Annotated in this window: 27 protein-coding genes; 14 read left to right on the top strand and 13 right to left on the bottom strand. The window is 57.5% G+C overall.

Annotation, left to right across the window (positions count from 1 at the left end; translation table 11 throughout):
- Positions 1-2: 2 nt before the first annotated feature.
- Complete coding sequence (locus GRI69_RS07620) at positions 3-470, bottom strand: PH domain-containing protein (protein WP_160727671.1); 468 nt, start codon at positions 468-470, stop codon at positions 3-5.
- A 31-nt stretch (positions 471-501) separates the two neighbouring features.
- Positions 502-1,671 carry an acyl-CoA dehydrogenase family protein gene (locus tag GRI69_RS07615; RefSeq protein WP_160727670.1) on the bottom strand — a complete coding sequence of 390 codons (1,170 nt, stop codon included), beginning with the start codon at positions 1,669-1,671 and terminating at the stop codon, positions 502-504.
- Positions 1,672-1,888: 217 nt separating this feature from the next.
- Between GRI69_RS07615 and GRI69_RS07610 the strand changes: the two genes are divergently transcribed.
- The 11 genes from GRI69_RS07610 to GRI69_RS07560 all read left to right on the top strand — a co-directional run bounded on the left by GRI69_RS07610 (position 1,889) and on the right by GRI69_RS07560 (position 13,174).
- Positions 1,889-3,097 (top strand): tyrosine-type recombinase/integrase, encoded by a 1,209-nt coding sequence (locus GRI69_RS07610; protein WP_160727669.1) that lies wholly within the window; start codon positions 1,889-1,891, stop codon positions 3,095-3,097.
- 96 nt (positions 3,098-3,193) lie between these two features.
- Positions 3,194-3,955 carry a hypothetical protein gene (locus GRI69_RS07605; RefSeq protein ID WP_160727668.1) on the top strand — a complete coding sequence of 254 codons (762 nt, stop codon included), beginning with the start codon at positions 3,194-3,196 and terminating at the stop codon, positions 3,953-3,955.
- Between the two features lie 251 nt (positions 3,956-4,206).
- Positions 4,207-4,449, top strand: coding sequence for a helix-turn-helix domain-containing protein (locus GRI69_RS07600; protein WP_160727667.1), 243 nt, complete (start codon positions 4,207-4,209; stop codon positions 4,447-4,449).
- 1 nt (position 4,450) lies between these two features.
- A complete protein-coding gene (locus tag GRI69_RS07595) occupies positions 4,451-4,855 on the top strand; it encodes a hypothetical protein (protein WP_160727666.1) in 405 nt (134 codons plus the stop codon).
- Positions 4,856-4,906: 51 nt separating this feature from the next.
- Positions 4,907-5,626, top strand: coding sequence for a hypothetical protein (locus GRI69_RS07590; RefSeq protein ID WP_160727665.1), 720 nt, complete (start codon positions 4,907-4,909; stop codon positions 5,624-5,626).
- Positions 5,623-6,294 (top strand): hypothetical protein, encoded by a 672-nt coding sequence (locus tag GRI69_RS07585; protein WP_160727664.1) that lies wholly within the window; start codon positions 5,623-5,625, stop codon positions 6,292-6,294. The genes GRI69_RS07590 and GRI69_RS07585 overlap by 4 nt, the downstream gene beginning before the upstream one ends.
- A gap of 338 nt (positions 6,295-6,632) precedes the next feature.
- On the top strand, positions 6,633-6,911 hold the full coding sequence (locus GRI69_RS07580) for a plasmid mobilization protein (protein ID WP_160727663.1): 279 nt from the start codon (positions 6,633-6,635) through the stop codon (positions 6,909-6,911).
- Positions 6,908-8,725 carry a relaxase/mobilization nuclease domain-containing protein gene (locus GRI69_RS07575; protein WP_160727662.1) on the top strand — a complete coding sequence of 606 codons (1,818 nt, stop codon included), beginning with the start codon at positions 6,908-6,910 and terminating at the stop codon, positions 8,723-8,725. The genes GRI69_RS07580 and GRI69_RS07575 overlap by 4 nt, the downstream gene beginning before the upstream one ends.
- A 434-nt stretch (positions 8,726-9,159) precedes the next feature.
- Complete coding sequence (locus GRI69_RS16070; RefSeq protein ID WP_237452999.1) at positions 9,160-9,567, top strand: hypothetical protein; 408 nt, start codon at positions 9,160-9,162, stop codon at positions 9,565-9,567.
- 1,226 nt (positions 9,568-10,793) lie between these two features.
- A complete protein-coding gene (locus GRI69_RS07565; protein WP_160727660.1) occupies positions 10,794-11,129 on the top strand; it encodes a hypothetical protein in 336 nt (111 codons plus the stop codon).
- 161 nt (positions 11,130-11,290) lie between these two features.
- Positions 11,291-13,174 carry a hypothetical protein gene (locus GRI69_RS07560; RefSeq protein ID WP_237452998.1) on the top strand — a complete coding sequence of 628 codons (1,884 nt, stop codon included), beginning with the start codon at positions 11,291-11,293 and terminating at the stop codon, positions 13,172-13,174.
- A gap of 503 nt (positions 13,175-13,677) precedes the next feature.
- Here the strand turns inward: GRI69_RS07560 and GRI69_RS07555 are convergent.
- Positions 13,678-14,052 (bottom strand): hypothetical protein, encoded by a 375-nt coding sequence (locus GRI69_RS07555; protein ID WP_160727658.1) that lies wholly within the window; start codon positions 14,050-14,052, stop codon positions 13,678-13,680.
- A 279-nt stretch (positions 14,053-14,331) separates the two neighbouring features.
- Between GRI69_RS07555 and GRI69_RS07550 the strand changes: the two genes are divergently transcribed.
- Positions 14,332-14,583, top strand: coding sequence for a hypothetical protein (locus tag GRI69_RS07550; protein ID WP_237452997.1), 252 nt, complete (start codon positions 14,332-14,334; stop codon positions 14,581-14,583).
- Positions 14,584-14,677: 94 nt separating this feature from the next.
- Here GRI69_RS07550 and GRI69_RS07545 read toward each other — a convergent pair whose 3' ends face one another.
- The 10 genes from GRI69_RS07545 to GRI69_RS16065 all read right to left on the bottom strand — a co-directional run bounded on the left by GRI69_RS07545 (position 14,678) and on the right by GRI69_RS16065 (position 22,474).
- Positions 14,678-15,652, bottom strand: a complete 975-nt coding sequence (locus GRI69_RS07545) for a tetratricopeptide repeat protein (RefSeq protein ID WP_160727656.1) — start codon at positions 15,650-15,652, stop codon at positions 14,678-14,680.
- Between the two features lie 282 nt (positions 15,653-15,934).
- The gene (locus GRI69_RS07540) at positions 15,935-16,399 is read right to left on the bottom strand and encodes a hypothetical protein (RefSeq protein WP_160727655.1); all 465 of its coding nucleotides are present in this window, start codon (positions 16,397-16,399) and stop codon (positions 15,935-15,937) included.
- A gap of 327 nt (positions 16,400-16,726) precedes the next feature.
- Positions 16,727-16,984 carry a DUF5676 family membrane protein gene (locus GRI69_RS07530; protein ID WP_160727653.1) on the bottom strand — a complete coding sequence of 86 codons (258 nt, stop codon included), beginning with the start codon at positions 16,982-16,984 and terminating at the stop codon, positions 16,727-16,729.
- A gap of 295 nt (positions 16,985-17,279) precedes the next feature.
- A complete protein-coding gene (locus tag GRI69_RS07525; RefSeq protein ID WP_202391907.1) occupies positions 17,280-17,906 on the bottom strand; it encodes a DUF305 domain-containing protein in 627 nt (208 codons plus the stop codon).
- On the bottom strand, positions 17,907-18,323 hold the full coding sequence (locus tag GRI69_RS07520) for an ion channel (RefSeq protein WP_160727652.1): 417 nt from the start codon (positions 18,321-18,323) through the stop codon (positions 17,907-17,909). It lies immediately after the preceding gene.
- Complete coding sequence (locus GRI69_RS07515) at positions 18,320-20,686, bottom strand: heavy metal translocating P-type ATPase (protein WP_160727651.1); 2,367 nt, start codon at positions 20,684-20,686, stop codon at positions 18,320-18,322. Before GRI69_RS07515 ends, GRI69_RS07520 begins: the two co-directional genes overlap by 4 nt.
- Before the next feature lie 39 nt (positions 20,687-20,725).
- Positions 20,726-21,190: a DUF411 domain-containing protein gene (locus GRI69_RS07510; protein WP_160727650.1), complete on the bottom strand. Its 465-nt coding sequence runs from the start codon at positions 21,188-21,190 to the stop codon at positions 20,726-20,728.
- A complete protein-coding gene (locus GRI69_RS07505) occupies positions 21,190-21,561 on the bottom strand; it encodes a dihydrolipoyllysine-residue succinyltransferase component of 2-oxoglutarate dehydrogenase complex (protein WP_160727649.1) in 372 nt (123 codons plus the stop codon). Before GRI69_RS07505 ends, GRI69_RS07510 begins: the two co-directional genes overlap by 1 nt.
- An 11-nt stretch (positions 21,562-21,572) precedes the next feature.
- Entirely contained in the window at positions 21,573-22,202 is a 630-nt protein-coding gene (locus tag GRI69_RS07500) for a DUF2231 domain-containing protein (RefSeq protein WP_337191043.1), read from the bottom strand.
- Positions 22,199-22,474: a metal-sensitive transcriptional regulator gene (locus GRI69_RS16065; protein WP_337191042.1), complete on the bottom strand. Its 276-nt coding sequence runs from the start codon at positions 22,472-22,474 to the stop codon at positions 22,199-22,201. Before GRI69_RS16065 ends, GRI69_RS07500 begins: the two co-directional genes overlap by 4 nt.
- Positions 22,475-22,569: 95 nt before the next feature.
- On the opposite strand from GRI69_RS16065, the gene GRI69_RS07490 reads away from it, so the two are divergent.
- Both GRI69_RS07490 and GRI69_RS07485 read left to right on the top strand, forming a co-directional pair.
- Entirely contained in the window at positions 22,570-24,387 is a 1,818-nt protein-coding gene (locus GRI69_RS07490; protein WP_160727647.1) for a copper resistance system multicopper oxidase, read from the top strand.
- Complete coding sequence (locus GRI69_RS07485; protein ID WP_160727646.1) at positions 24,387-25,583, top strand: copper resistance protein B; 1,197 nt, start codon at positions 24,387-24,389, stop codon at positions 25,581-25,583. The genes GRI69_RS07490 and GRI69_RS07485 overlap by 1 nt, the downstream gene beginning before the upstream one ends.
- Positions 25,584-25,588: the final 5 nt, after the last annotated feature.

The raw sequence follows: 25,588 nt of genomic DNA, 5'->3' as shown, positions 1-25,588 counted from the left end.
CATTACTGCGTATCGCGCCGGATGGCCGCGCGGATCTCCTCGCGCATTGCCAGCGCATCCTCGTGCGCGAGGCCGGGTAACGAGACCGAGGCATTATGCGTGCCCGCCGTGTGCACGGTGAGGGTGGCAAGACCGAAGCCCCGCTCGAGCGGACCTTGGTCGACATCGATATGCTGGACGCGGCCGAAGGGCACGACGGTGTCGGAATAAAACAGCACGCCGCGCACCACGCGCAGCCGCTCCTGCTCCAGCGAATAGCCGCGCGTCACATAGCGCCGCATGGGAAGGTAGAGCACAAGATAGGCCGCCACGAGAGCGACCGGGAACCAGACCACCCCGGTCCAGCCGGGAATGGCGAATTCGGCAATGCTGGCCCCGATGATGAGGATCACGGCGATGATGCCCGCGACTAGCCGCATCATCGACTTGTAGCGCGGATCGAGCGGGGTCAGTTCGTCGGTTTCGTCCATACCGCCTTACCTATGCAATACAGCAGCTGCGTCAACGCCTTTGATCGAAGCGGCGGCCGACGATGGCGGCGGCGATATTGGTCTTCTGCACGTCGGTGGTGCCGCCAGCGATGCCCCAAGCGAACCCGTCGCGCACGCGCTGTTCCATACCGTAATCCTTGTGATAGCCATATCCGCCCATCACCTGCATGCCGTTGGCGGTAACGCTGCGCACGATTTCGTTGGCGAAGCATTTGGCGGTCGAGCTTTCATAGACGCTCGGCAGGCCCCCTTCATTGTGCTCGGCATTGGCGGCGGCGCGGTAGATCAGCAGACGCGCGGCCTCGACCTGCATCGCCATTTCGGCAAGCCGCATCTGCACCGCCTGGAAATCGACGATCGGCTTTCCGAAGGCGGTGCGCTCCTGCACATATTCGGTCGCCTGTTCGAGCGCGGCGGCAGCGAGGCCGAGCGACTGGGTGGCATTGCCGCAGCGTTCGAGCCCGAAGGCGCTCATCAGCCTGCCGAAACCGCCGGCGGGCACAATCAGGTTTTCGCGCGGGACTTTGACGCTGTCGAAGGCGATGTCGCGCGTCTCGATCCCGCGGAAACCCATCAGTTGCTCGCGCTTGCCGAAGCTGACGCCCTCCATATCTTTGTCGACCAGCAACGCGCCGATCCCCTTCGCGCCGGGCGCATCGCAGAGGCGGGTGTAGACCACATAGTAGCGCGCATGACCCGCACCGGAGGTCCAGCGCTTGGTGCCATCGAGGACAAAGTGATCGCCCTCCTCGCGCGCTCGGGTGGAAAGATCGGTCAGCGCAGTGCCCGCATCGGGTTCGGACATGGACACCGCCACCGTCGCTTCGCCGCTGACGACTTCGGGAATGACTTGCGCCTTCAGCGCCTCCGACCCGAACCGCTCCAGCGTCCGCACTGGGCCGACCAGCGCCTCGAACACCGGGAAGGCGACCGCGTTCGAGATCATGGCGAACTGTTCGAGCACTAGCAGCGCCTCGAGATGACCGAGACCGAGGCCGCCATATTCCTCGGGCAGGTTGACGCCCAGGAACCCCATCTCGCCATAACGGCGCACCATTTCTGCGGGGACGGGGAAGTCCTTCTCCTCCATTTCGCGCGCAAGCTCGGGCAGTTCCCCACGCGCGAAGCTGCGCGCTGCATCCTGCAGATCGCGTTGCTGTTCTGTCAGGCGAAAATCCATCGCTGCGCTCTCCTGTAGTGCCGGGATTCGCTGCCCGAGGGCGCGTCGCTTCGCAAGTCCGATGGAAGAAATGGTGCTGCTGGGGAGGATTGAACTCCCGGCCTCACCCTTACCAAGGTGGAGCTTAGGACGTGTGTGGATGTACAGGGACTTACTAACTAGTTGATTCCTCTTGATTAATCACGCCCGGACGCTAGTCTACACAGGCAATAATTTCATGGAATTTCCATGGAATTTTAGAGTGAGAGGAAAGAGATTGGTTGACCTCAGTAAAGTTGGTGCAAGAGGTCGTTTGATGCCTAGGCCAGGTGACGAACCGCATTGGCATCGCCTTCGGCCGCGCTGCTCACTTGGCTACCGCCCATCCAAAAAGGGCGGTCCGGGCACGTGGTTCGCCAGAGTATTTGACGAGCACTCCAACAAGTACGTCCGCAAAGCTCTCGGGGCTTTTCCGCATGCTACCGGGCTCGAAGTATTTGCTGCTGCGAAACGCGATGCTGAGGCGTGGGCTGACGAAGTAGAGGCTGGGGGCTTAACTCAAAAGCACCTTGTAACTGTCCGTGACGCCTGCGAAGCCTATCTTAAAGACAGGCCGAACAAGATTGCTGCAGGCGTTTTCCGGCGGCATGTATATGCTGATAGCTTATCGAAAGTTAGATTGGACAAACTGCGCCGCCAACATCTACGTGAGTGGCGGAAAAGGCTTGTAGATGCCCCGGCAATCGTGAGCCGAAACAAAAACGGGTTGACGCGGACGAAAGCTCGCTCTGCTGCGACCGTCAATCGCGATATGGTCCCGCTTCGCGCGGCACTGAATCGGGTCCTCCCTCACGGCAAACCATCAACGGAAGCGGCTTGGCAAGAAGCCCTCAAGCCAGAGAAAGGGGCGGGAAAGCGGCGCACGCTTTATTTAGACGCAGCCCAAAGGCAGAGCTTAGTGTTAGCCTCAACAGAAGAAATACGACCTTTTGTTCACGCGATGTGCTTGCTGCCAATCCGTGTCGGAGCACTGGCAGCTCTCCGCGTGGGCGACCTCGAACCTAGAACGCTCACAGTGACGATAGGTCAGGAAAAATCTACTAAACCCAGACAGATCGCCATCCCGTCGTCGACCATGAAATTTCTAGAAAAACAAGCCAAAGGTCGGTCTCCGTCACAGCCAATTTTTTGCAGGATTGATGGCAGCTCATGGAACCGTAATTCATGGAAAAAGCCAATTAGGGCTGCCGCCATTGCTGCTAATCTCCCAACGGCCACCACTGCTTATACACTTCGCCATTCCGTGATCACCGACCTTGTCATGGACGGTCAATCACTCTTTTTGGTTGCCAAGCTGGCTGGGACTGGAGTGCAGATGATTGAGGACCACTATGGTCATCTAGTCCGCCCAAAAGCGGAGGATGCGCTTGAAAAACTTCACTTCTAAATAGCGACGACAAGCAAATCCTAACGGTTTCGCCGCAGAGTATGCGCCCTAGAAACTGGGCGTCTGTGCTCCGCCCGATACCGTGAAGGAAAAACGTTGCGCCCCGAAATGAACGCCGAAAACTCTGATAATAAGGAAAACCCGACAGCACCATTTTCGATCGCTGACTGCGAAGACTTAGATGCCTTGGTTAGAAAGGGCCGCCCAACACTGTTCGACCCTTTAGGAGAGGAAATGCTATTTTTCCTCCAGACAAAGCTCAATTCATATGCTGACCTTTACAAAGAGCAAGGCAAGCTGTGGGATAGCGATTCACCATTTGACTTACGAACTTCGGTTAAGATGATAGAACACGCAGAAGATACTAGGGCAAAAACTATAAATCTGCTTGGATGCTTCGGTCTTAATGCGCATAGTGATGCAAAAGATTTGGATCTTTCGCTCTATTCTCCCGGGAGAATATTTGCAGGTGACTACATCAACACAGATAAACTCATTCCCGTCGACGCAGAGAAACTCATCCGATCGCTCCTCGCATTGGTGAAGCGCTGCGACCGCATCATTGCGGATGAACGGGCCCTCAAGTCAGAAAATCGAATAGACTCGGAGAACCTTCAATTGCTTCTCGCCCGTCTTGCCCTTCTTTACGCACATGTTTGGGGTCGGGGTAAAATACGGACCAGCGTTAACGAATTTGGCGAAGGTGGTCCTAGCATTCGCTTTATGCAAGAAGCTGTAGCGAAGATTGATGGGGGATCATTTACTGCTAGAAATATAAATTATACTTACAATCAATCAGGAAAGTCCCCCTTCGGCCACGAAAAGGACTTAACTGCACGAGACATTGCCACGCTCTAGGCGCTCTCGTTTTCTCCGAGTAGCGAGTCGGAACGACAACATCCGACATTAGCCTGCAAAACACCTGAACCCGTTGCCCTGCAGGCGAATGCGCTGCCCATTCTGGTGCGCAAAATTTCAAGCTTGCTCGGACGAAGCGGCCAGCGCTGATGAATAGAGTAAAGTTCGGTCGGAAATTCCTCAAAGTTTGTCCTCTAGCGGCTTCAAATCCCTAGGTACGTCTGTGTGTGTTCACATGAAAGGACATACACATGGACGAATACAACGAACAGTCGGACCCCCATCGCGAGCCGCGCAAGCCCTTCGCGTATAGCGTGGAGGAGGCGGCGAAGATCGCCGGTCTCTCACGGTCTTCCATCTACTTGGCATTGGGCGACGGACGCCTGACTGCCCGAAAGGCCGGCCGACGCACCATCATTTGCCCGCAAGACCTGCAGAAGTTCGTGCGCGACCTGCCCCTTTTCGAGGGCAAAAACTCTAGCGGGGGAGAATAAGATGAGCCCTTCCACCAACAGTCCCGAGCATAGCAGTCTCTCTTCCCTGGCGCAGGCGATGACTTCCCGGTCACAGGAGATCAGGACAGACAAAGCCAAAGATCGCGCACTCGAACTTGCGCGCCTTGTGCTGAAGGGCGCACCAACCTTCGGTGCGGCTGAATTGCGGGATCCTGAAATTCTGAAGATCCTCGAAAGCGAGGGGATTGGCCTCGCCACGTTCCGGAAGGCGTTGAGCGTAGCGCGCAAGGAGTTGGTCAAGCCGCCTAAGTCGGCTTCGACAAGGAACAAATCGCAGTCCCGCTCTGCCAAGAAGGCTTCCCCGTCCCGAGGTGGTCAGGGTGAGCAGCAGGATCTCCTCGGCGGCTCTAACGCGATGAAGAACGTGCCGCGGGGAAAGCTCTAGGCGCTCCCTGCCCGTTCGCCATTAGCATCACCAAAATTGAAAGTTCAAATCATGCGACAGCTTACGATTCATGAGGTCGTCGCCGCCATCCTGTGTGTGGATGGCGGTAAGGGCGGCGTCGGCAAGACGTTTTTGATCCGCTTGCTCGCTTACCTCCTCACCTTCCACAACATCAGCTGGGTTGGCTTCGACGTCGATCCGACCAACCAGAACTTCATTCGCTTTCATGCCAACGAAGACATCACATTCATCGATTGGACGGATCCTAGTGAATGGGACCGGATGTTCTCGCTAATGTCCCAAGTCGATCCCAAATCGGTAATCCTCGTCGACCTGGCAAGCCAAGTTGGGAGCGTCCTGCCCATCCAATATCCGCGAATGCAGGCAACGGCGGATCATCTCCAGCGGCCTTTCTTTCGGCTTTGGACTGCGTCATCCGAGTACGACAGCTTGAACATTCTCAACCAGACGATGGGCCAGGTCAGTTGCGATCGCACCTTTGCGGTAAAGAACATGCGGGCCGCAACGAAACACGATTTCCACGAGTGGGACGAGAGTAACACTCGTGCGAACTTGGTGGCCCAAGGCGGAACCGAGTTAGTCATGCCCGAATTATCGATCGGCGCTGCGCGGGCTCTCGAACGCAGTGACACTCCCTTCATCCGCGCGTCTTTGGATACTCTCCCACCGTGGCTCCACCACGACGTCTTCGCCTATCTCGCGGAGGCTCGAGAAGCCTTCGCCCCTCTCTTGGAAAGGATCGCACGATGAGCGACCGTCTCGATTATCCCGCCCTCTTCAAGCAGGCCACGGGTCGCGCCATGCTCCCCGAAGACGCCGACCAACTTCGCGACTTTCTCCTGCTCGCGCCTGAGGCCCTCGCGCAAAGTCCAACATACGTTGCCGATTTGATGGTCCGATATGTACAGTGGAGACAGCTGCGAGACACGGTCTCAGATGCATCCGACACAATTCTCGCTCAGATCCAGACGAGGTCCGAGGCTGTGGTTCAGAAGATGGTCGACGACACCGTCGAACGCATTCACAAGGCCTCCCCGTCCACGCAAGCCTCATTCTTTTCGGCCTTCTCTTGGGGCTCCGCAGTCTTCACCATCGGATTTGCTGCGGCTCTTCTTCTGACTTTTGGGCTCTTCACCCAAGGTTATGTGAAGCCACAATGGTTCACAGAAGAATCCTTCGCGAAGATCAATTTCGCTGAGGGGGTCGAGGAAGCTGTTGGTGGCGACGTTGACTGGCATCGGCGCGAGGCGCCCTTCGACGAATCCCTCGTCGAGATCTTAAACTATGCCAACGCTCGAGGCACGAATGCTGACCCCTACCACCTTCTTAGGCTCTACGAGTCCTGCCAATATCCTGGGCAGGAGTCGTACCGGTCCCGGGGCAAGCTTATGTGCCGGTATGATGCGATGAGCGATTAGTATCCGACGCGCAGGCTTCTGCATTTGTCGGATACTCAACAAGTGAACCGATATGGTGGACTTCGTTGTCGCAGACCTTCGCGTGATCGTATCTCGATGCAGTTAGCAATCTCACTGCAGCGAGGATTAGCGCATCGACCCCAATCCTCGAACTCAGTGAGTCCGGTCTCCCGGCCTCTACCAAGTAATCTCGAGTGCGAGCCGACTGGTCTCGCAAGGTTCTCAATGAGGGCGCCGTTCTTTCCCATTGAGGGAGGAAATTTTTAGGCAGGATGGAGCGTGTTTACACGCTCAGTCCTGTGCTCGGCGGTCGCCTTCTCGCATCAGGTAAATCTGGAATGTCAAAGACAGTATCGCTGCGGTTGCAGCCGCGTCAGATCGAGGAAATCAAGGTCGCAGCATTTGCTGCGCATCTTCCAGTTTCGACATATTTGTACCGGCGGGTGACCGATACGCCGGTCCTATCGACACCCGCCTTGGCCGCACTCGCTGAACTACTCAGGCTGACGCGCAGACTTGAGAGCGATGCGCGTACCGAGCCACAGCTTGTGGATGAACTTCGCGGCCTAGTCGAATTGCTCTCATCCGCTGCGTCGCATCCGGATAATCTGGGGTGATCATCAAGCGCATCCGGAAAGACGCTCCGCGCAGGAAGCGTTCACTCGACGAGGTCCGCACCATCGTAAATGTGCTTTCAACCTACGTGTTGAATGCCAGCGCAGACCGACTGATGGTTGCAGACGGCGAAAATGCGCTCGCCAGATATGTGATGGACGCGCAGATCTTGGCGGGTCACACCATTCAGCCCGGCGAGAAGGTGCATCGGCATGGCACTCGATGTCTGGCTGGCCGTAAGCTCTCGCAACATCAGCGCCAGATGATCGCAGCCAACTTGCTCGCGCCCGGCGCAAAGGATCCGCTGGAGCATTACCTGATAAGTTGGAAGTCCAACGAATGCCCCTCCGTGAAACAAATTGAAGAGACGCTCGACATTTTTGCGGAAGAGATGGGCTACCAGCATTGCCAGATCATCTGGGCCACCCATAGCAACACCGCGAACTATCATCTTCATATCGTGGTCAACCGCGTTGACTTGGTGCGCCAGCGGGTGGTCAGCCCCGGTGACGGTTGGGAAATTGATCCGCTACATCAGGTCACAGCGCTTGTCGAAGATGCACAGGGTTGGGAGTCCGAACCTAACGCGATCTACGTTGCTAACGGCGGCGAGGTCCGCGAGCGCGCAACCGGAAAGATTATGCGCCGCGCTGATGGTTCACGCGCAGGCTGCGACACTCGCAAGCTGGTTGCCCCCGAGAAGGGGTCTTCTCCCGAGTACGCCGCAATCGCTCAGGACTTGCGATCCTCGGAAACTTGGCAGGACCTGCACAATCGCCTCGCTAAACATGATGCCAGCTATCACACAAAAGGCTCGGGGGCAGAGATCGTCATCGGTAATGTGCGGATGAAGGCGACCTCCTTCGGGCGAGAATTTTCTTACCGCAGAATGGTGAGCAAGCTGGGTGAGTATACACCGGACCCCCTCCGCGAGCGTGACCCGTTTGAGGACTACCTTGCTGCCCTTCGCGCAGAGCGCGCCCGTGTGCGGGAAGCGCTGAATGAAGCCTTGGCACAGCTAAGAGCAAGGCGACAAGCTATTAAAAAAAGGGCCCGCGCAAGGGAGGAAACTTATGCAAACCTGATCGCTGAGGCGAGGCGATTGCGCTGCTTCGATGTGGCACAGGCCGAGGTAAAGAAAGCCTTCGACCGCGCTCGCGCTACGATCGCTGAAACCCAGTTAAGACGCGAAGCCTGGTACAAGGCGGGCTGTCCTAATCCGCCTCAAGTCGAGCTTCCTGCTTTGGTGTTCACCCCCAACGCGTCCCGGGATCGAAAGATTGCAGAAGCCCATGGGCTGAGCAGGCAAGAGTATAAACATGGCGTTGAGTATCGCCGTGCTGACGGAGGCCTCGCAATCAGCGACGCGGGGGTTGTCTTGGTGGTTGACCCAGGCGACAGAAACGCAATCGCGGCTAGCTTGGCCCTTGCGCACCAGCGAGGTGATGTCATCCCGGTATTTGGGCCACCGGCGTTTCAACAAGTGTGTCGGGAAATTGCGAAGGTTAAAGGATACGCCCTAGTGCTGAAAACCGGCGAGACGCTTTATGATCCAGCGGTCGATGTCAAAAAGGTTGTTTCGTCAAAGTCAGCGAACGCGAGGACGAGCAAATCGGGTGCGCCGTCTCAGCAGAAGCGCGGCAACACAGAACCCAAAAACTTGGAAAGAACGCTGCCGGAAAAGTCCGTTCCAAGCAAGACGTCGACCCATTTCTCGCGCTTTCCAGAGCCAGGTCGCGGCGATGAGAACGACGAATTTAGCGACGCGGTGCGATTGGCTGCCACGAAGGGAAGAGGGAAAGGACCCGGCTTGTGATAACGTCTGGAGAGGGGCTGCTCTGAATGGATGTCCATGAGCACGCCGACCCCGTCGAGAACTGGAGCCACAAGCCAGGAAACGATAAACGCATCCGTCACCTGGCAGGTCGGATGCTTCCATTTAGAGACCGGTCATTTCACGGTTGAGCTTATTATGTGCTTTAGGAAATCACAGCAAAAAGGGACCAACGTGCAGCGCAGGAAGTGCTCCATGAAGTGTTGGCCCGCCAGATGTTATCACAGGGCCGGCGGCACATCGGATGCCGTCCACAGGGCGGCATTCATCCGATCTGGTCGAGGCGGAAAGGATAGACTGCACCTTCGGCGGTGAGAGCAGGCTGATCAATTCAGCCCTATATCTAATTATATTAGATTTACCTTGACCCGCTCGCCAATTTTCCGAACACCGACGGAAAAGTGGAGACTGAGCAAATGACGGATCACGCGGTGATCGTGGGTGTCGGCGAATTTTGCGACCGCCCGCAGGCAGCTTCAGGGGCGCTGGAACCGGTTGAGATGATGGCCCGGGCTGCGCGCAATGCGTCGGACGACGCCGGAGCGCATGGCATTCTCGATCATGTCGATACGGTCGATCTGATCGGTCTGGTCAGCTGGCGATACCGCGATCCGGCAGCAACGCGCCCTCACTTCGGATATAAGAGAGCGTCGTTGGGACACCACAAAAGCGGACCGTCCGCTACTTTGACGGACGGATCTCAGCGCCGGCGACTTCGGGGTGGTTTGTGGTCGTCACAAAACCTAGCGAATGTGCCGTGGTTTAGTATCGGCAAGCGTAGCCATCCCAATTGCCCCCTCATTCGATTACCTCAACAGGCTTGATCCCGAGCCTGATCGATGATGCAGTTTATGTGAATGAAACGATCAGCTTTCACCGAAAGTATGGCTTTAAGTACTCACTGCGAGAAGCTTTTGCAAAAGTATCAGCTGATCATGGGAGGCCGGGTGAGCCCCCTCTAAACTCCGCCTGGATGCCGGACTACGGATTCCCAGTTTGTCGCCTTGAGTTTTGAGGCTTCAGCTGGTGGAGTATAGACCCCTTGACCGATGGCGCAGGCAGTATCGTCTTGCCCCTTGGCTTGGGCATGGTTGGAGCAAGTCACTACTTGCCAATCAATTTGTGCATCCTCTCCGAACAGCCTTGCGACGTGTCCCAGGCTAAATGGACCGAATTTGTGATGGCCTAGAGACCAAGAATTTGGCGGAACGACCCGCGTACAGAGTAAGGGCCCCGGTCGGTACCAGCAGCGATTAGCGATACACTGTCCTGACGTTCCGTTAAACGCAGCTGCGTCATAGTTTGGGTTGCTCAGATTCCCCGCGTGGAATTCGGTCCAAGCCTGAGTACATTGTGTGTTTGTGGTACAGGATAGCTCGGGCGCGCCTACCGCTGCTAAATCACCGTAGATACAGGCTCCACCAGAACCAAATGACTTCTCTTCGATGGGCTGAACTTCGGTGCCTCTACTAACGCTGAAAGAACCCGTGAGGTGGAAATTGTCGGCAGCCACTCGAATGACTGGGCCAGGCTTCACCACCTTGTAGTTCGGTGGCGTTCCGGTCTGCGCTGCCACAGATAGTGACAATGAGAGGACGAGCAAAAATGCTAACGATACAAAGCGAGGCATGAGCATACCGAACTCCCAAATAGTTGATACCTGAGGCATCAATTCGGAACATCGACCCGCGCTTTGCAGGCTGTGTGCGCCCCTTTTCCTCCTCTGACAACGGCAAATAGACCTAGACACTTCGAGGCTTAGGTCTTCGTGTGCTCAATCAGATCTTCAAGTAGTTGCCTGCTCCGGCTCCGATAACCTCGTTGCGTGGTGCAAGTGATTGAGTTCGGACAATCTCCTAAGGATTATCCTTCGGTTTAGCGAAGAAGGCGACCTATGCTTCAACGGAAAATAAGGAATGCTCCGCTTTAGCTGGGTAGGCCCGGGGTCTTTCGCTCTCGCTATATTTTTTTGCGCGCCGCCCCGGCAACATCACCCTTTTCCTCACCTCGGGTTCTCTGTATGTTCTCATGCAAGAAAGGTGATTCTGTAATGGCTGTGACGATCAAACCCGTACTCGGAAGTGCTCGCCTGCATGTGTCGGGCGACCTGGAAACTGTCCTGACCGTGCCCTTCGATGACGACGATCGGTTCCTGCTGGGCGTCAGCGATGGAACGTTGCTGCTGGGCACGTACGACGACGAGCTGCAATGCACGTGGGAAGTGGCAAGAGAAGGAGCTGGGAGCGTTCGCGTTGAGGCGCGCGGGGTCTACGTGGACACCTCAGTCGAGTGGGTGACGACCTCGCTCTACGACGCAAACGTGGTTGAGCCCCACCAGCCGCAACCTTTGCCGCTGTTTCCTGACCTAGACAGGCGGGCTGCTTGAACCGCTATCTGCAACCAGCTGACAGTTAGCCATTTCGGCACATACCGCTCGGCATAATCCAAGCATGAGGCCTCGCGAGTAGATTTCTTTTGCTCTCGGGAAACTGCTTGGTAAATCATTCTCTTGAGAGGCTGCGGGCCTCCTGATTCTCTGGGGGCAGCATGAAACTTTCCGTCATCCTTGCGGCAGCGAGCCTAACCGCGCTGCTTTCCGGTCCGTCATTGGCTCAGCAAGAGGACAGTTCTTCGTCTCCGCCGCCCCAAGAGCCCACAGCACTTGCGACCTCGCAACACAATCAGAATGCCAACTCGAGCATCGATCCCGAAACTAGAAAAAACTGGGGAGCCCTCGCCTCACTTGCCGGAGGTTACTGGTTGTGGAAGATCGATGGTACCGAAGGCTCCCTATTGCTCGAGTATTCCTGGAAAGAACCCGGTCGCGTTCTCGAAGTGCGGCAAGAAGGGGTGGCATCTACCTGGGAACTCAAATCGAACGGAAAGTTGGTTTTGCGGGATGCAAACGGCAACGATACCAAGGAAAAGTGGATTGTTGCGGCCGACGGTACGGTGTCACGAAAGAAGAAGGGTTACGGCGGAGATTTTATCCTCCGTCTCCAACCTGCGGGGGCTGATCGGGTCACCTTCACGGTCCAAAAAGAGAAGAACGCGCTCAACCCCCCGACGCGAGGCTCCTACGTCCGTCTCAATGAAGAAGAGGTAGCTCTCGCGAAGGCGGAGAGAATGCGCATCGTCGACGGGGTATTCGATCGAGAGGATGGGGCTAGTTACGTTGTTCTCGCGCAAGAGGGTGACACTCTCTTGGCGAAAGGTCCCTCAATGAGCTTTCCTTTCAAGCGTGAGCAGGGGGCTGAGTATCGTCTCGGATCTCCTTCAAACGATCTTGTGATGGTTTACAGAATTGTCGATCCAACGACAGTGGAGCTCTTCGAAGAAGGCAACGAGAAAGCCAGTCTTGTTCGGTTTACAAGGCGCCATGGCACAAACGCGCAGCCTACCGAATTGGCCCCAGGTGTTTATGGTCGCCCAGGCACTTCGCCAGCGCAAGCAAACAGCTATACATTAAGTGGAGGGGTCCTAGCTCAGGCAGCCTCATACGGTGTGCAGCACTACAGGCAAGGTGCAGATGGTTTCTTCCGGTCGGAACTGTACGACGGGGTTGTCCGGGTCGTCGATCCATACACAATCGAATTTATTCCAAGAAACGCTGGAACCCCTCCACACAAAATTGTCCGTTTAGCGAATTCTTCTCCCACAGCATTCGCTGACGCCCAGAGGGCAGAGGACGAAGCCGAACGCCAGTGGAGAATAGAGGAGGCCCGGATGGCCGCCGAAGACGCTCAACTAGCTCGTTTGGAGGAGCAGTACGAAGCAGATAATCCCCCTGAGGTGACTACCAACAATATGGGAGGATTTGTCGGGGGGCTATTAAAGGGCTGGTCCGAAGCCACTGCTAAGAACGACGCGATGGAGCAGTCAATGCGCGATTCTGCGAACGAAGCTATCGCCAGGGGCCGAGCCGAATATGCCCGCCGCCAAGCAGAAGAGGCACGCAGGGAGGATACGAGGCTTGCTGCTATTGAGCGCGCGCAAGATGCTCGTGAACAGCAGGCTGCTTTCGCGAGACAAGAGCAAGCACGTCTGAACTCGGCGCCTCAAATTGGAGCCGCTGCGAACACCCCGCAGCCGCGCGCTTCTGCAGGTGGAACAATCAGCCAGAGCAGCGGTCTCGCCAGCAAGAGCGTGCGCGTCTGGTTGGCGGTCGGGATGGAGGCTACCGATCGCAACACGATCAATCCGAGTTGCTACAGCAACACTTTCACCGTCGATGTCGAGTGGGATCCGAAGGGATGGGGCAACCATGGACGCGTTGCGGATGCCGTTGCGCCGCTCAAGAGCGCCTTCATTGCCAAATGTTCACAGCACGGAAAGCCAACCAGCAGCTCCCCTAACACCTGGGCCGAAGGCCTCCAGGATGGATTTGCCACCAAGCCCCAACACGCTCAGCACTTCTACGTGAACATGTGACCCGCAGGGCTCCCTGAGCGCCTGGATCGGATAGAGGCAGGGTTGGATGAACCTCGCTCGCCTATGGCATGGGACAACTTGATATACTTCGGGGTACTTTCCACCCAGTTTCGTTCATCATCTATCGTGGTTGCGAAGTCCAAAGCTGTCGCTGCGAGTTGTCGGCTAGTCTCGCTGGAGAAGTGGCTAAGAGGTCCCGCAGGGGTCAGTTTAGGAAAAACTTTCCTATCAGAGCGCTTCCGCTAGGAAACCGTTCAAACCGGACATACGCTGCGTTTAGGTCCTGCGTGGGTGAAGAGACTTTTTGCTCCAGATTGATGTTACGATTCCTCTGAAAACCTCGGATTTCCGCCCTATCTTCCCTTGCATTCGTAATGATGGGGAGATGATCGCCGTTGACTAATGAATATCCGTAATGGCGTCGGCAGCGGAATGACTGAATTTGATGATCACTTCGTCGAGCGGAAACGGCAAGAACGGGGTGGGAAACAGACATTCGTTGCTTAAACCCCAACGTTTTCCGTGAAGATGCCTAGGATGCCAATCAGCACCGACATCGCAAGCGTGCCTACCAACATTCGACTTAGTGTGAAGTCGGCTCCAGATAGCGCCTCCACTCCAATAAGCACCGGGAAGATGATCCAACCCAGAAAGAAATATAGAACGCCTCGCTTCGGGTTAAAATCCCATGCTTTCTCTGGAAGGTTCTTCCGGTCATAGAATGCCATGACAAAGGTCACGCATAACCAAATGACATATGCCAATCGCCAGAGGAGTCCCCAATCGTCTTGGGAAATTCCTCCAATGTAACTGGCGGCCCAGCCCCAAAGCAGGAGCATGCAGAAGGCTGTTCCGCCGATCAATTTACGCGGATTCATATTTCTAATCTTAACTGCATCCTTCGACTATTCCATCGAAGTCCGACGTCCGCAACGGCGTCGGTAATTGTCGGTCCGCTCCTGGGACCAGCTATACACGTTCAAAGCGGCGAGTTCGGGGTGGAATGCAGCCATTGCGTATTGCGTGAATTGGTCAGGCCGCGCATCTTTTCAGGCATGAGAAGCCTTGCCGACAAATGGTGGAATGAAGACCGACGTGACCTATTTCGGTCACTAGAAGTCATCGCGTCGGACGCGCCCAATCCGGAGAGGATTGGCTTGAGCCTCGACACCATCCTCAATGACCTCGAACTATACGACGACCCCGTGCAGGGAAGCGGTTCTTGGCTCTTCGATAACGAACTTCACCTTGCCAATGCTCTCGGCGAGAAACTCAAGGAGACCGTAAATCAATCGAGGCTGGTTGAAGCGGGACCGGCGGCGCTTGCCAGCGCGTCTTGGCCCGACGCCCGAAGCACGGCAATTGCACTGTTGAGTCTGATGACTGCCAATGGAGACTTCAATAGCTGACTGTTCGAGGCGTCGGAAGCAGTCGGTCCGCTCCTGGCACCCTGTGGTACTCGAGCAAAGCGTCACGAGTGGTCGGAAAGCAACCGCTCAAGGATCACCCACCGATATCTATGGACTGCCAGAGAAGCCCGAGGCTGTGAAAATCTTGACCGGCTTGCGGATCAATTGAGATGGCCCTTTTCATCATTGCAAGGCCCTCTTCTTCGCGCCCATCAAGGTAGCTGATGATGCCAAGACCATACATTGCTGCCCCGTCATCTGGGTTGATCTGCAAAGCGGCTTCAAAGTCCTCTCTGGCCTTCACCCAACTTGATTGGAGAGCATGAGCGGTCCCCCGATTGTTTAGATACAGCGGGTCAGCGGGGTTGAGTGAGATGGCACGATCAAAATCTTCAATCGCGTTCTCAACCCACCCTAGATGTAGATACGAAAAACCACGGTTATTATATGTGTCAGGAGCATTAGTGCTGATCTTAAGTGCTGCGTTATAATCAGCAATGGCTCCAAAATGGTCCCCCAGGTCGGCAAACGCCGCGCCCCGATTGGTCAGATATAGATCACTCTCGGAATCAATTTGGATAGCGGCAGAGTAGTCGGCGATGGCGAGAGCAACTTCGCCCTTCTGATGGTAAGCAATCCCGCGATTGTGGATTGCAGTGGAATAGAGAGGGTCGATCTTGAGCGCATCGCCATAGTCCGCAATCGCTTCCTCCACGAGCCCGAGATCAGCATAGATGCCTGCGCGGGCGTTGTGTGCTTTCGCAAATTCCGGGTCGGCCCTAAGCGCTTCATCAAAATCAGAAATGGCGCGCGCATGATCACCAAGCTCTGCCCTAATTCGACCGCGGGTATAGAGCGCGTCCGCGAGCTCCTGCTGAGACAGACTGCCGTCCTCGATCAAAGAATTACAAGAACCGATTGAAGCTTCAGGGTTAGGGTCGTTCTTCTTCTTAAGACATTGCGCCGCATCGGGCATGTCATCACCGGCAAGCAAGGGCGCAGTAGGCAAGGTCCACCCGCCAAGGCCAAGAATTAAAGCTAAAGCTCGAACGATTTTTACATCTGCCAATGGCCTGATCCTTTGCACTCAAAGCAAGATGGGGCTGAGAGCTATGTCCTTGGGACCTTTCCAAGTGCTTTGGCTCCGCGCAACAGGAACATACTTTGGTCTAGATGTCAGCTAGGCGTTGACCGGCGATGGTCTGCTTTTGGAGAGAACCACACCAAGCACAATAGGCAAGAACGGGGTGGGAAGTTTCCGGTCCGCTTTCAGGAGACTAAGCCGCGAAGGCCGCCGTTGAGGCGAGTACCAAGCTCCGGCAGCAACGCGCCCATTCTTAAACTAGCGAGATTAACAGGCTGAGGGGTCTTTAAAGCGTGCTTTGCTTCCCACGATTTTCCTGCTGAGGAAGAGCGATAAAGACGGCACGACAACCCACATCGCCAGCGGCACAAGCCCAATTCGGAATATTTGAGGCATCAAATGGGAATATTCCCAGCCCCAATCGGACCGTAGCGCCAGCCATTCGATTGCGATTGTTACGCCAATTCCCGCGCCAAGATAGATCAGAATTGCGGAGAGGCTCGGCTGCTTCATCCAGAGTGATCCCTTGGATAACCTATTCGCCAAACACGCCGCCACCACCATAATACCTGCATCGCCAAGAGATGCGGCCGCGCAGGCCTTTGTTGCGGCCCACGGCGTCTCAGCATCCATCTCATAGAATGGCATCTGGAACATCTCCCAGACGAAGGCGACAAGGAACCCCTGTAGGGCGAGCCAAAGTTCCGGTGGTTCTCTCGTCGTCACAACCAAAGGTTCTTTCCTCTAATATCCACCAGGCGGATCGCTGGCTGGAAAGCTTTCGTCGAGATCTTCGTCGATCTCCGTCCACTCTCGACGGGGGGCATCCCGCATTGCATCGGGGCCCGCATCGCGAATATCTAAATAGCTCTCATGAGGCTGGTCGGGAGCATATGCGGCGTTTCTTTTACGCGTCTTCCTCATGCAGGACGCGGCGAACGCCCCAGCAGCCATGATGGCTACCAATCTCAGGATCATGGCTTTTCTCCCATTGAGGATATGCACCGTAGCACAAGGCCGACTTCAGTTCGCTCTGCAGCCGGACCGACTAAGTCTCCATCAGTCTACCAGCCGATTATAAACAGCCGCAGTCAGGCCGGCGATCGCGCCAGCCCCAATCGACCAAGAAAGCAGGCCGACGACCACGCCTAAAAAATTGAGTTGCCAGTTCATGTGACTGAAATCGGCGTGGACCATGTGACCTGTCATTTGCATCATTACCCGCGGCGCTCCCATAACGAAGAGGCTGCAAATCACCCACGCGACGCCAAAGACTGCAGCAGTGGCGATACCGAGCTTGAAAGCGTTAATTTTCATGGTTCTCTCCTCTGAATTGCCAAAGCATAGCAGAAGAAGAACTGGTTGATGTTGTTTCAGATCAATCTGTAAGCGTTGAGGTGACGTCCGAAATCGGGTTCGTCACTGAATACCCGTTCCCGGTGCTCCCCGTTCAAGCGAGCTGAAGTCATTCGGCCCCATCACCGCGGGGCCACCTCCGCGCGCTGAGATGCGGTCAACTATTCCATTCGATATCGACCGTCCGGCTCCTGACGCCAGTTTGCCAGGAGCCGGTACTGATCACTGCGTCTGAGTTCGGTAAACTACGCGAATGTCAATCGCCAACCGTGACTTCGTCACGTACTTCGGGCTCTACAGGTCGTTCTAGCGCTTTTTTGGCTTCCTCCAAGAGTTCCGGAGTTAGGGCAGTGGTCCGTGCCGGCAAGGGGGTGCCATCGCCCATCTCCCCGTTGGTCTCGATGTCTTCGATCAACAGCTTCATCTCGGCGATTTCCTTGATCTGAGCTTCGATGATGGCGTCTGCGAGCTTGCGAACACGCGGATCAGTGATCTCGGCTCGGGAACTGGTCAATACGGCGATAGAGTGATGCGGAATCATCGCTGCCATATATTCTTCATCGTTGACGGTCGCCTGGCTGCGAACCAACCAGAGCGCCACCGCGAAGGTCAGGGCACCGACGCCCAGGATGATGAAGTTCTTGGCCTTGTCCTTGTACATGCCCCACATGAAGAGAAGCATGACGATCATCATCATGCCGCCCATAACGAAAGTCATCCAGAAGCGCGTTTCGCTCCAGAACACGTGATCGAGCTCGTAAGTATTGAGATACATCAGGCCGAACATGATCGCGGTGGATGTCGCCACCATCGCCATGAAGCGCCAGTAATTGCCCCCACCGCCGTGGTGCTGCTGGTGATCCGCGTTATGGTTGTCGGCCATTCAATCCTCCTGTTGGCTCATCGTCTTGTATACGTACTGTGCGGTGCAGCTGATCAGGATGAAACCGGTCAGTGACGCGATGCCCGCAATCACCCTCAGGTGATCGGTCGGATAAATGTCACCCAAGCCCACCGTCGTGACAGTGATTAGGGCGAAGTAGTAATAATCCATGCACGACATTGCCGGTTCCTTGGCAAACCCACCAAGTCCGAGCGATGCGGCCCAAGCAAATCCGACCGCGAATACGACAGCTACAAGCATATGGCTTAGTAGGACGAGCAGCGAGCCGCCCGTCAGTCGTAAGCGAGCAGGCGCCAGCCCCGGCGGCGAAACATTCTTTGCCAACCGCAGCATGGCGAGGTGCAAGGTCAGAGACGCAAGGAAGAGTGATATTCCGATTGCTGTTGCCGCGATCATGCTCGCTCCTCGTCCAATGTGGGAAGCTTTAGCCCGCGCAGCCGCAAGGCATTGGCAATGACCGATACCGACGAGAGGCTCATCGCCGCGGCCGCGATCATCGGATTCAGAAGCAAGCCGAAGGCAGGGAAGAGCACGCCCGCTGCTACGGGGATGCCTAGTGCATTGTATCCGAATGCGAACAAGAGGTTCTGGCGGATGTTGCGCATGGTGGCGCGGGACAGGACTATTGCCTGGAGCACGCCGGTGAGGTCGCCCCGGACCAGAGTGACGCCGGCGCTTTCAATCGCCACGTCAGTGCCCGTGCCCATCGCAATGCCGACGTCCGCAGCCGCCAGCGCGGGCGCGTCGTTAATGCCGTCCCCGGCCATCGCAACGCGATTGCCAGAGGCCTTGAGAGCCTCGATCTTTCGATGCTTGTCTTCCGGCGAGACATTGGCTTCGACATCGTCGATACCGATCTGGCGTGCCACGGCATCGGCGGTGGCGCGGCTATCGCCGGTCAGCATGACCACTTTGATCCCACGCTTGTGGAGCGCCCGGATGGCCGCCGCGCTGGTCGGCTTGATCGGGTCGGCGACCGCGATCAGTCCCGCCGGCGCACCATCGATGGCGACGAACATCACCGTCTGCCCTTGGGCGCGACCGGCCTCTGCAGAACCGAGCCATTCCTGATCTTCGATGCCGAGCCGGCGCATCAGTTTTTCGTTGCCGATAGCGACCTTGCGCAATCCCACGCGCGCCTCGACACCTTCACCGGTAGTCGACGCCAGATCCGACGCAGCCTCGACAGCTATGCCTCGCGCCTTGGTGCCCTCGACTATGGCGTGGGCAAGCGGATGCTCGCTTCCTATTTCGACTGCAGCGATCGCGGAAAGGAAATCTGCTTCATCGAGGCCATCGCGAGGCGTAACCGCGACCAAATCGGGCTTTCCCACGGTGAGCGTGCCGGTCTTGTCGACCACCAGCGTGTCGATCTTTTCGAGGGTCTCGAGCGCCTCGGCGTTGCGAATGAGGATGCCGTGCTGGGCGCCCTTGCCGGTGCCGGTCATGATCGACATCGGTGTTGCCAGGCCTAGCGCGCACGGACAGGCGATGATGAGAACCGCGATCGCGTTGACCAGCGCATAGGCCAGCGCAGGAAATGGCCCCCAGATTGCCCAGACGATGAACGTAACAACCGCGATCACGACCACCGCAGGCACGAACCAGGCCGCGACTTGATCGGCCAGGCGCTGGATTGGTGCCCGGCTGCGCTGAGCCTCGGCAACCATCTGGACGATCTTGGACAGCATCGTGTCCTTGCCGACGGCGCCAGCGCGCATCACAAAGCCGCCCGTCTGGTTGACCGTTCCGCCGATCACCTGGTCGCCGACCTTCTTCGAAACCGGCAACGGCTCACCGCTTATCATGGACTCGTCGATTGCGCTCGCTCCCTCGGTCACCTCACCATCGACTGGCACCTTGTCGCCCGGGCGAACGCGAAGCAGGTCTCCGCTCGCCAATTGGTCGAGCGACACTTCGCGCTCGTCGCCGCCATCGTAGATTTTCACCGCTGTCGGCGGTGCGAGTTCAAGCAGTGCGCGCAGCGCGCTCGAGGTCGATCCGCGCGCCCTGAGTTCGAGCACCTGGCCGAGCAGCACAAGCGTCGTGATGACTGCCGCCGCCTCGTAATAGACACCGACGCGGCCCGAGTGATCGCGGAAGGCGGGTGGAAATATATCTGGCAGGAGTGTGGCTATGAGGCTGAACAGAAACGCAATCGCCACGCCGAAGCCGATGAGCGTGAACATGTTGAGATTACGGGTTTGGAGCGATTGCCACGCCCGCACAAAGAAGGGCCAACCACCCCACAGCACTACGGGTGTCGCTAGCAACAGTTGCGCCCACTGGGCGCGCGCCGGTTCAATCAGCCGGTCGAAGCTGATTCCGGGTACCATGTCGCTCATCGCGTAAATGAATAACGGCAGGGTGAAGAGCGCGCTGACCCAAAATCGGCGGGTCATATCGACGAGTTCAGGATCGGGTCCATCCTCGAGACTGACCGTCTCGGGCTCCAGCGCCATCCCGCAGATGGGGCAACTTCCCGGTCCTACCTGGCGGATCTCAGGATGCATGGGGCAAGTGTAGATCGTCCCCTCGGGAACGTTCTCGACCTGTTCGAGATGCGCGCCGGACAGGTAGTGATCCGGATTGCCGACGAACTTGTCTTTGCACCGCGCCGAACAGAAGTAGTGAGTTGCGCCATCGTGCTCGGCGATATGCGCCGCGCCCTCGATTGTTACGCTCATGCCGCAGACGGGATCGATCGCGCTGCCTTCACCTTTCACATCGTGCGTGTGGTGCTTGTCGCAACAGCTCATATTCGGCCTCCTCTGCGTGGCAAGAGTGTGTGATCGGGATCAGGGATATGACGCGAAAACCTCACGGCGTCCGTTGCCAAAAGCGATGACCTCATAGGGCTGCACTCGTCCGCCCGCCTCCATGCCCGGCGAACCGAGCGGCATACCGGCGACCGCCAAACCTTGGACCCAGTCGGACCTTTCCGCGAGCAGGCGCTCGACATCGGCAGCAGGCACATGTCCTTCTATGACATAGCCGTCAGCGATCATTGTATGACACGAACGCAAGTCATCCGGCACGCCGTTTCCCGTCTTTACAGACGCCATGTCGGGGTGATCGATCGTCTCGACCTCATGCTTTTCGCCGTGCCGCATATGCGCCGCCCAAGCTTCGCAGCATCCGCAACTGGGATCGCGGTACATCGTGAAGTTCGCGGCCTGAGCGGCGCCTGTGCATGCTACAAGAAGTACTGTGCCGAGTGCGGGTAGAAAGGGGCGGCGGGTCGGGTTCCTGTTCGAGTTCATCAGTCGTGTCCCATGGATTTCATGTTTTCGTCCGACATGTTCGACATGTCGTGCCCCGCGTGCGGATCTGCAGCAGCCGTTGCGGTCGGGGTCGGTTCCGGTGTCGCGACAGGAGCAGGGGTGGCCTTCTGAACCGAAGGAGCGGGCGCGGCACTGGGCACAGGAGCCTGGCTCGACGCCGCAACCGGCTCATCCGTTGCTGGTGTGGTCGCAACTGCGAGCTCAGTCGGAACCGGAGTAGCGATAGCCGTCTCAGCAGCCGGCGCGTCATCGTCGATCGGCGAGGCGGCGTCACCGCATCCCGCGAGCGTCAACAGGCAGGCAGGCACAACAAGCAACTTTCCAGCAAATGCGAAGATAACGGGACGCATGAGAGTTTCCTTTAGAGCTTAAGGTGATTGAGACCGTGGGCGAGCTCACCGCCCATGAAGCCTTGAACAATCAGCAGCGCGGCAATTGGAAAAAGCAAGAAGCGAAGAGCAGCGCGCGATCTTGACGGTCGGTAAGCTATCCAGGCCGCTGCCATGCCTAGGACGGAGATCAGCATTCCGTTCCAGCGGTGAACCTGCATGACGGTATCGCCGCCGAACCACAGACCGGTGTGTATCCATCCGAAGAGGGCGGCCAAGACACCTCCCGCAGCGCCGCCGTAGATCATGATCCTTACGGCCGCTTCGTGCTCGGGCGTGCGGCGGGTCATTACGAACAACTCGGTAAGCGCAGCCATCAAGAAGAGCGCGACCGGAAAGTGGACCGTTGCCGGATGCAGGCTCTTGAGTACTCCGGTGATGCCTTCGCTTTCAACCTGCCCGTCATCGTGGTCTTCCGGCGTAGCGCTCGAAGTCGCCTCGTTAACCGCGACTGCCATGTCGTGACCGGGTTGAGTATGGACCGCCTCGCTTGCAGTTGGCCGCGTTTCTTCCTCGCCGTACTTTTCGTTACCGTGTGCGAACGAGGCCGTTGGCGAGAGGAGGAGGACCAGGCAAGCGAAAAGACGGAGAACGGAATTCACCGCTTTGCCTTCTCGAACAGGTCGACCAGTTCGCCGAACTTCTGTTTCTGTTCGTCTGGGTCACCGCTGGCAATTGCTTCAGCCACACAGCACGCGGCATGGCGCTTGAGTATCTCGCTCTCGGCCCGACCCAGGGCAGCCTTTATTGCCTGCACCTGATTGAGGACGTCGATACAGTAACGATCGTCCTCGATCATCTGCGCTACGCCGCGCACCTGTCCCTCGATCCTGCGAAGACGATTGACAATGCGGGAACCATCGGTTGCTGACACGTTTTTAGCGCTCCATCTGCTGCAATACCCTGCAGGGTATCTTGCAATACTCCTACGGGGTATATATGACAAGAGCCGAAGGAGTTGCAACACCCATGTCCGAATTGCTGGTTTCACGTCGACGACTTTTAGGATCTGGAGCGCTTGGTGCAGGCGCATTGGCCCTGCCCGCCTGGGCTCGCGGTGCTGATCTTCACGGTGGGGGATCTATCCGCCCCGGTTTCGACGAAGTGGCGGGCCGCGACATTGCCCTGACAATCGGCGAAGGACCTCGCGTGGTGCAGGGGCGTCGCGGGCATGCGATCGCCGTCAATGGCAGCGTGCCCGGTCCGCTGGTTCGCCTCCAGGAAGGTCAGCCGGTTCGTCTCGCGGTCACGAACACGCTCGATGAAGACAGCTCGATCCACTGGCACGGCCTGCTGCTGCCGTTCCAATTCGATGGCGTTCCTGGTGTCAGCTTCCCCGGGATCAAACCGGGTGAGACGTTCGTCTATGACATTCCCGCGCTGCGCCAGGGCGGAACGTATTGGTGGCATAGTCACTCGGGGCTGCAGGAGCAGGCTGGGCATTACGGCCCGATCGTGGTCGAACCCGCCGGAACCGATCCTGTCCAGGCCGACCGCGATTACGTGCTGCTGCTCAGCGAATTTACCCCTCTCCATCCGCATACGATCATGGACAAGCTGAAGAAGGGCGAAGGCTACTTCAATTACCAGCAAAACACCTGGGCCGACGACTATCCGTTGTCGGGCGAGGACCGGCGGATGTGGGCCCGCATGCGAATGATGGCGACCGACATCCTGGACGTGACGGGCTCGACCTACACCTATCTCGCCAATGGGCGGGGACCGGAAGAGGGATTGGAATTTCTCTTTAATCCGGGCGAACGGGTGCGGCTGCGAATCATCAACGGAAGCGCCATGACCTTCTTCAACATTCGTATTCCCGGGGTGAAGTTCTGGGTAGTCGGTGCCGACGGACAGAATGTGCGCCCGGTTGAAATCGAAGAATTCCAGATCGGCACGGCAGAGACTTATGACATCGTTGTCGAGCCGACAGGCGAAGCCCGGACGATCGTCGCCGAGAGCATGGACCGGTCGGGCATGGCTGTAGCCACATTGGCATCCCGCCCCGGCGTGCGGGCAACCGTACCCCCACTCCGCGACCCGCCGCTGCTGACGATGGCGGACATGGGCATGAACCACGTTCCGGGTGGCATGGACCATGGCGGAGATATGGAAGGCATGGATCACTCAGCCATGGGCCATGACATGTCATCGCAGGGCGCCGCTGCCGAGCCGATGGCCGGCATGGACATGAGCGGCATGAACATGCGCGACACATCTAAGTTGCCCCCCGACGTAAAGGTCGGGCCAGGTATCGATATGGTGTCGATGAACCCGGTCGATCGCATGGGTGATCCCGGACTTGGCCTCGATAAGGTTCCCCACAAGGTCCTGACCTACAAGGACTTGGTTGCGCTCGCACCGAATGACGATTTGCGCCGCCCGTCGCGGCAAATGGAAATCCATCTGACCGGAAACATGGAACGCTACATGTGGTCGTTCGACGGCAAGAAGTTCACCGCGGTCAGCGACGATCCGATCCGCTTCGCCTATAACGAACGTGTCCGGGTGAAGCTGGTCAATGACACGATGATGGCGCACCCGATCCACCTCCACGGGCACTTCTTCGAACTGGTCAACGGTGCGCCTGCCGACCGCCAACCGCAGAAACATACCGTTATCGTGCAGCCCGGCGGGAGCGCTACCTTTGACCTTACCGCCGACGAGGAGGGCGACTGGGCCTTCCACTGCCACCTGCTCTATCACATGCATTCTGGCATGTTTCAAATCGTGACCGTCGCGCCGCGGGGCAATCAGCCCGATGTGAAACGGGTGGGAGAAGACTGATGCGCCTGCTCGTCACCATGCTCCTTGCGAGCACCGCCACCCCAGCTTTTGCACAGGACCATTCGGGCCACGCGATGGCTGGCGGGCAAACACCTGCCCAGACCGAATGCGAAGAGGAGGCCGCACGCCACCGCGCTATGGGCCATGCCGTTCCCGAAGGCTCCTGCGCGCCGGCGGCGCAACCGGCCGGACCGGCCGCGGGCGGTCACGCCGACGCCCATTCCGGCGTGGACCATTCTCAGATGGACCATTCGCAGATGGACAATGGCGAGATGCAGGGCATGGACCACTCGACCATGGACCACTCCGCCATGGATCATTCCAAGATGGATCATTCCAAGATGGAAGGCATGGACCATTCCACGATGGGCCATGAAAACACGCAGCTGCCCGAACAGCCGCCCATAGGCCACGGTGCGATGGGCCACGGCGCGATGGACATGACCCCCATCCCGGACGGGCCGCCTCCGGCTTCGGCAGGATCGGGACCGCCTCGCGCCGCCGATGCGATCTGGGGTGCCGATGCAATGCGAGCCTCGCGCAATGCCCTGCGTACCGAGAATGGCGGGATGAATGTGTTCTGGTTCCAGGGCGATCGCGCTGAATATCGCGCGCGAGAAGGCGGCGATGGCTACCTGTGGGACGTGCAGGGCTATTACGGTGGCGATACTGACAAATTCTGGTTCAAGAGCGAGGGCGAAGGCGTCTTCGGCGAACAGGTGGAGTCCGCCGAGATACAGGGCCTTTGGAGCCACGCGATTGGACCGTGGTGGGATCTTCAGGCTGGAGTTCGGCAGGACTTGACCGGTCCCGAGCGCACCCATGCCGTCATCGGTGTCCAAGGGTTGGCCCCCTATACTTTTGAAGTCGATGCAGCCGCCTTTCTGTCGAACAAAGGCGACATTACCGCGAGCATCGAGGCCGAGCTTGACCAGCGCATCACGCAGCGCCTTCTCCTGCAACCGCGTGCTGAGGTAAGTCTGTCTGCACAGGACATTCCCGAGCTCGGGATCGGAGCGGGCCTGGATTCTGTCGAACTGGGGCTGCGCCTGCGTTACGAAATCGCTCGGGAGTTTGCCCCTTACATCGGGGTGGAGCAGGAATGGAAAGTTGGTCAGAGCGCCGACTATGCGCACCTCGCGGGGGAAGATCCCAGCATGACGAATTACGTTCTGGGCGTTCGGTTCTGGTTCTGAAGAGG

The organism is Qipengyuania vulgaris, from assembly GCF_009827325.1.
In the GTDB taxonomy this organism is placed as follows: Bacteria; Pseudomonadota; Alphaproteobacteria; order Sphingomonadales; family Sphingomonadaceae; genus Qipengyuania; species Qipengyuania vulgaris.
The sequence above is the reverse complement of the archived record's forward strand: the minus strand, read 5'-3'. Positions and strand labels throughout refer to the sequence as shown.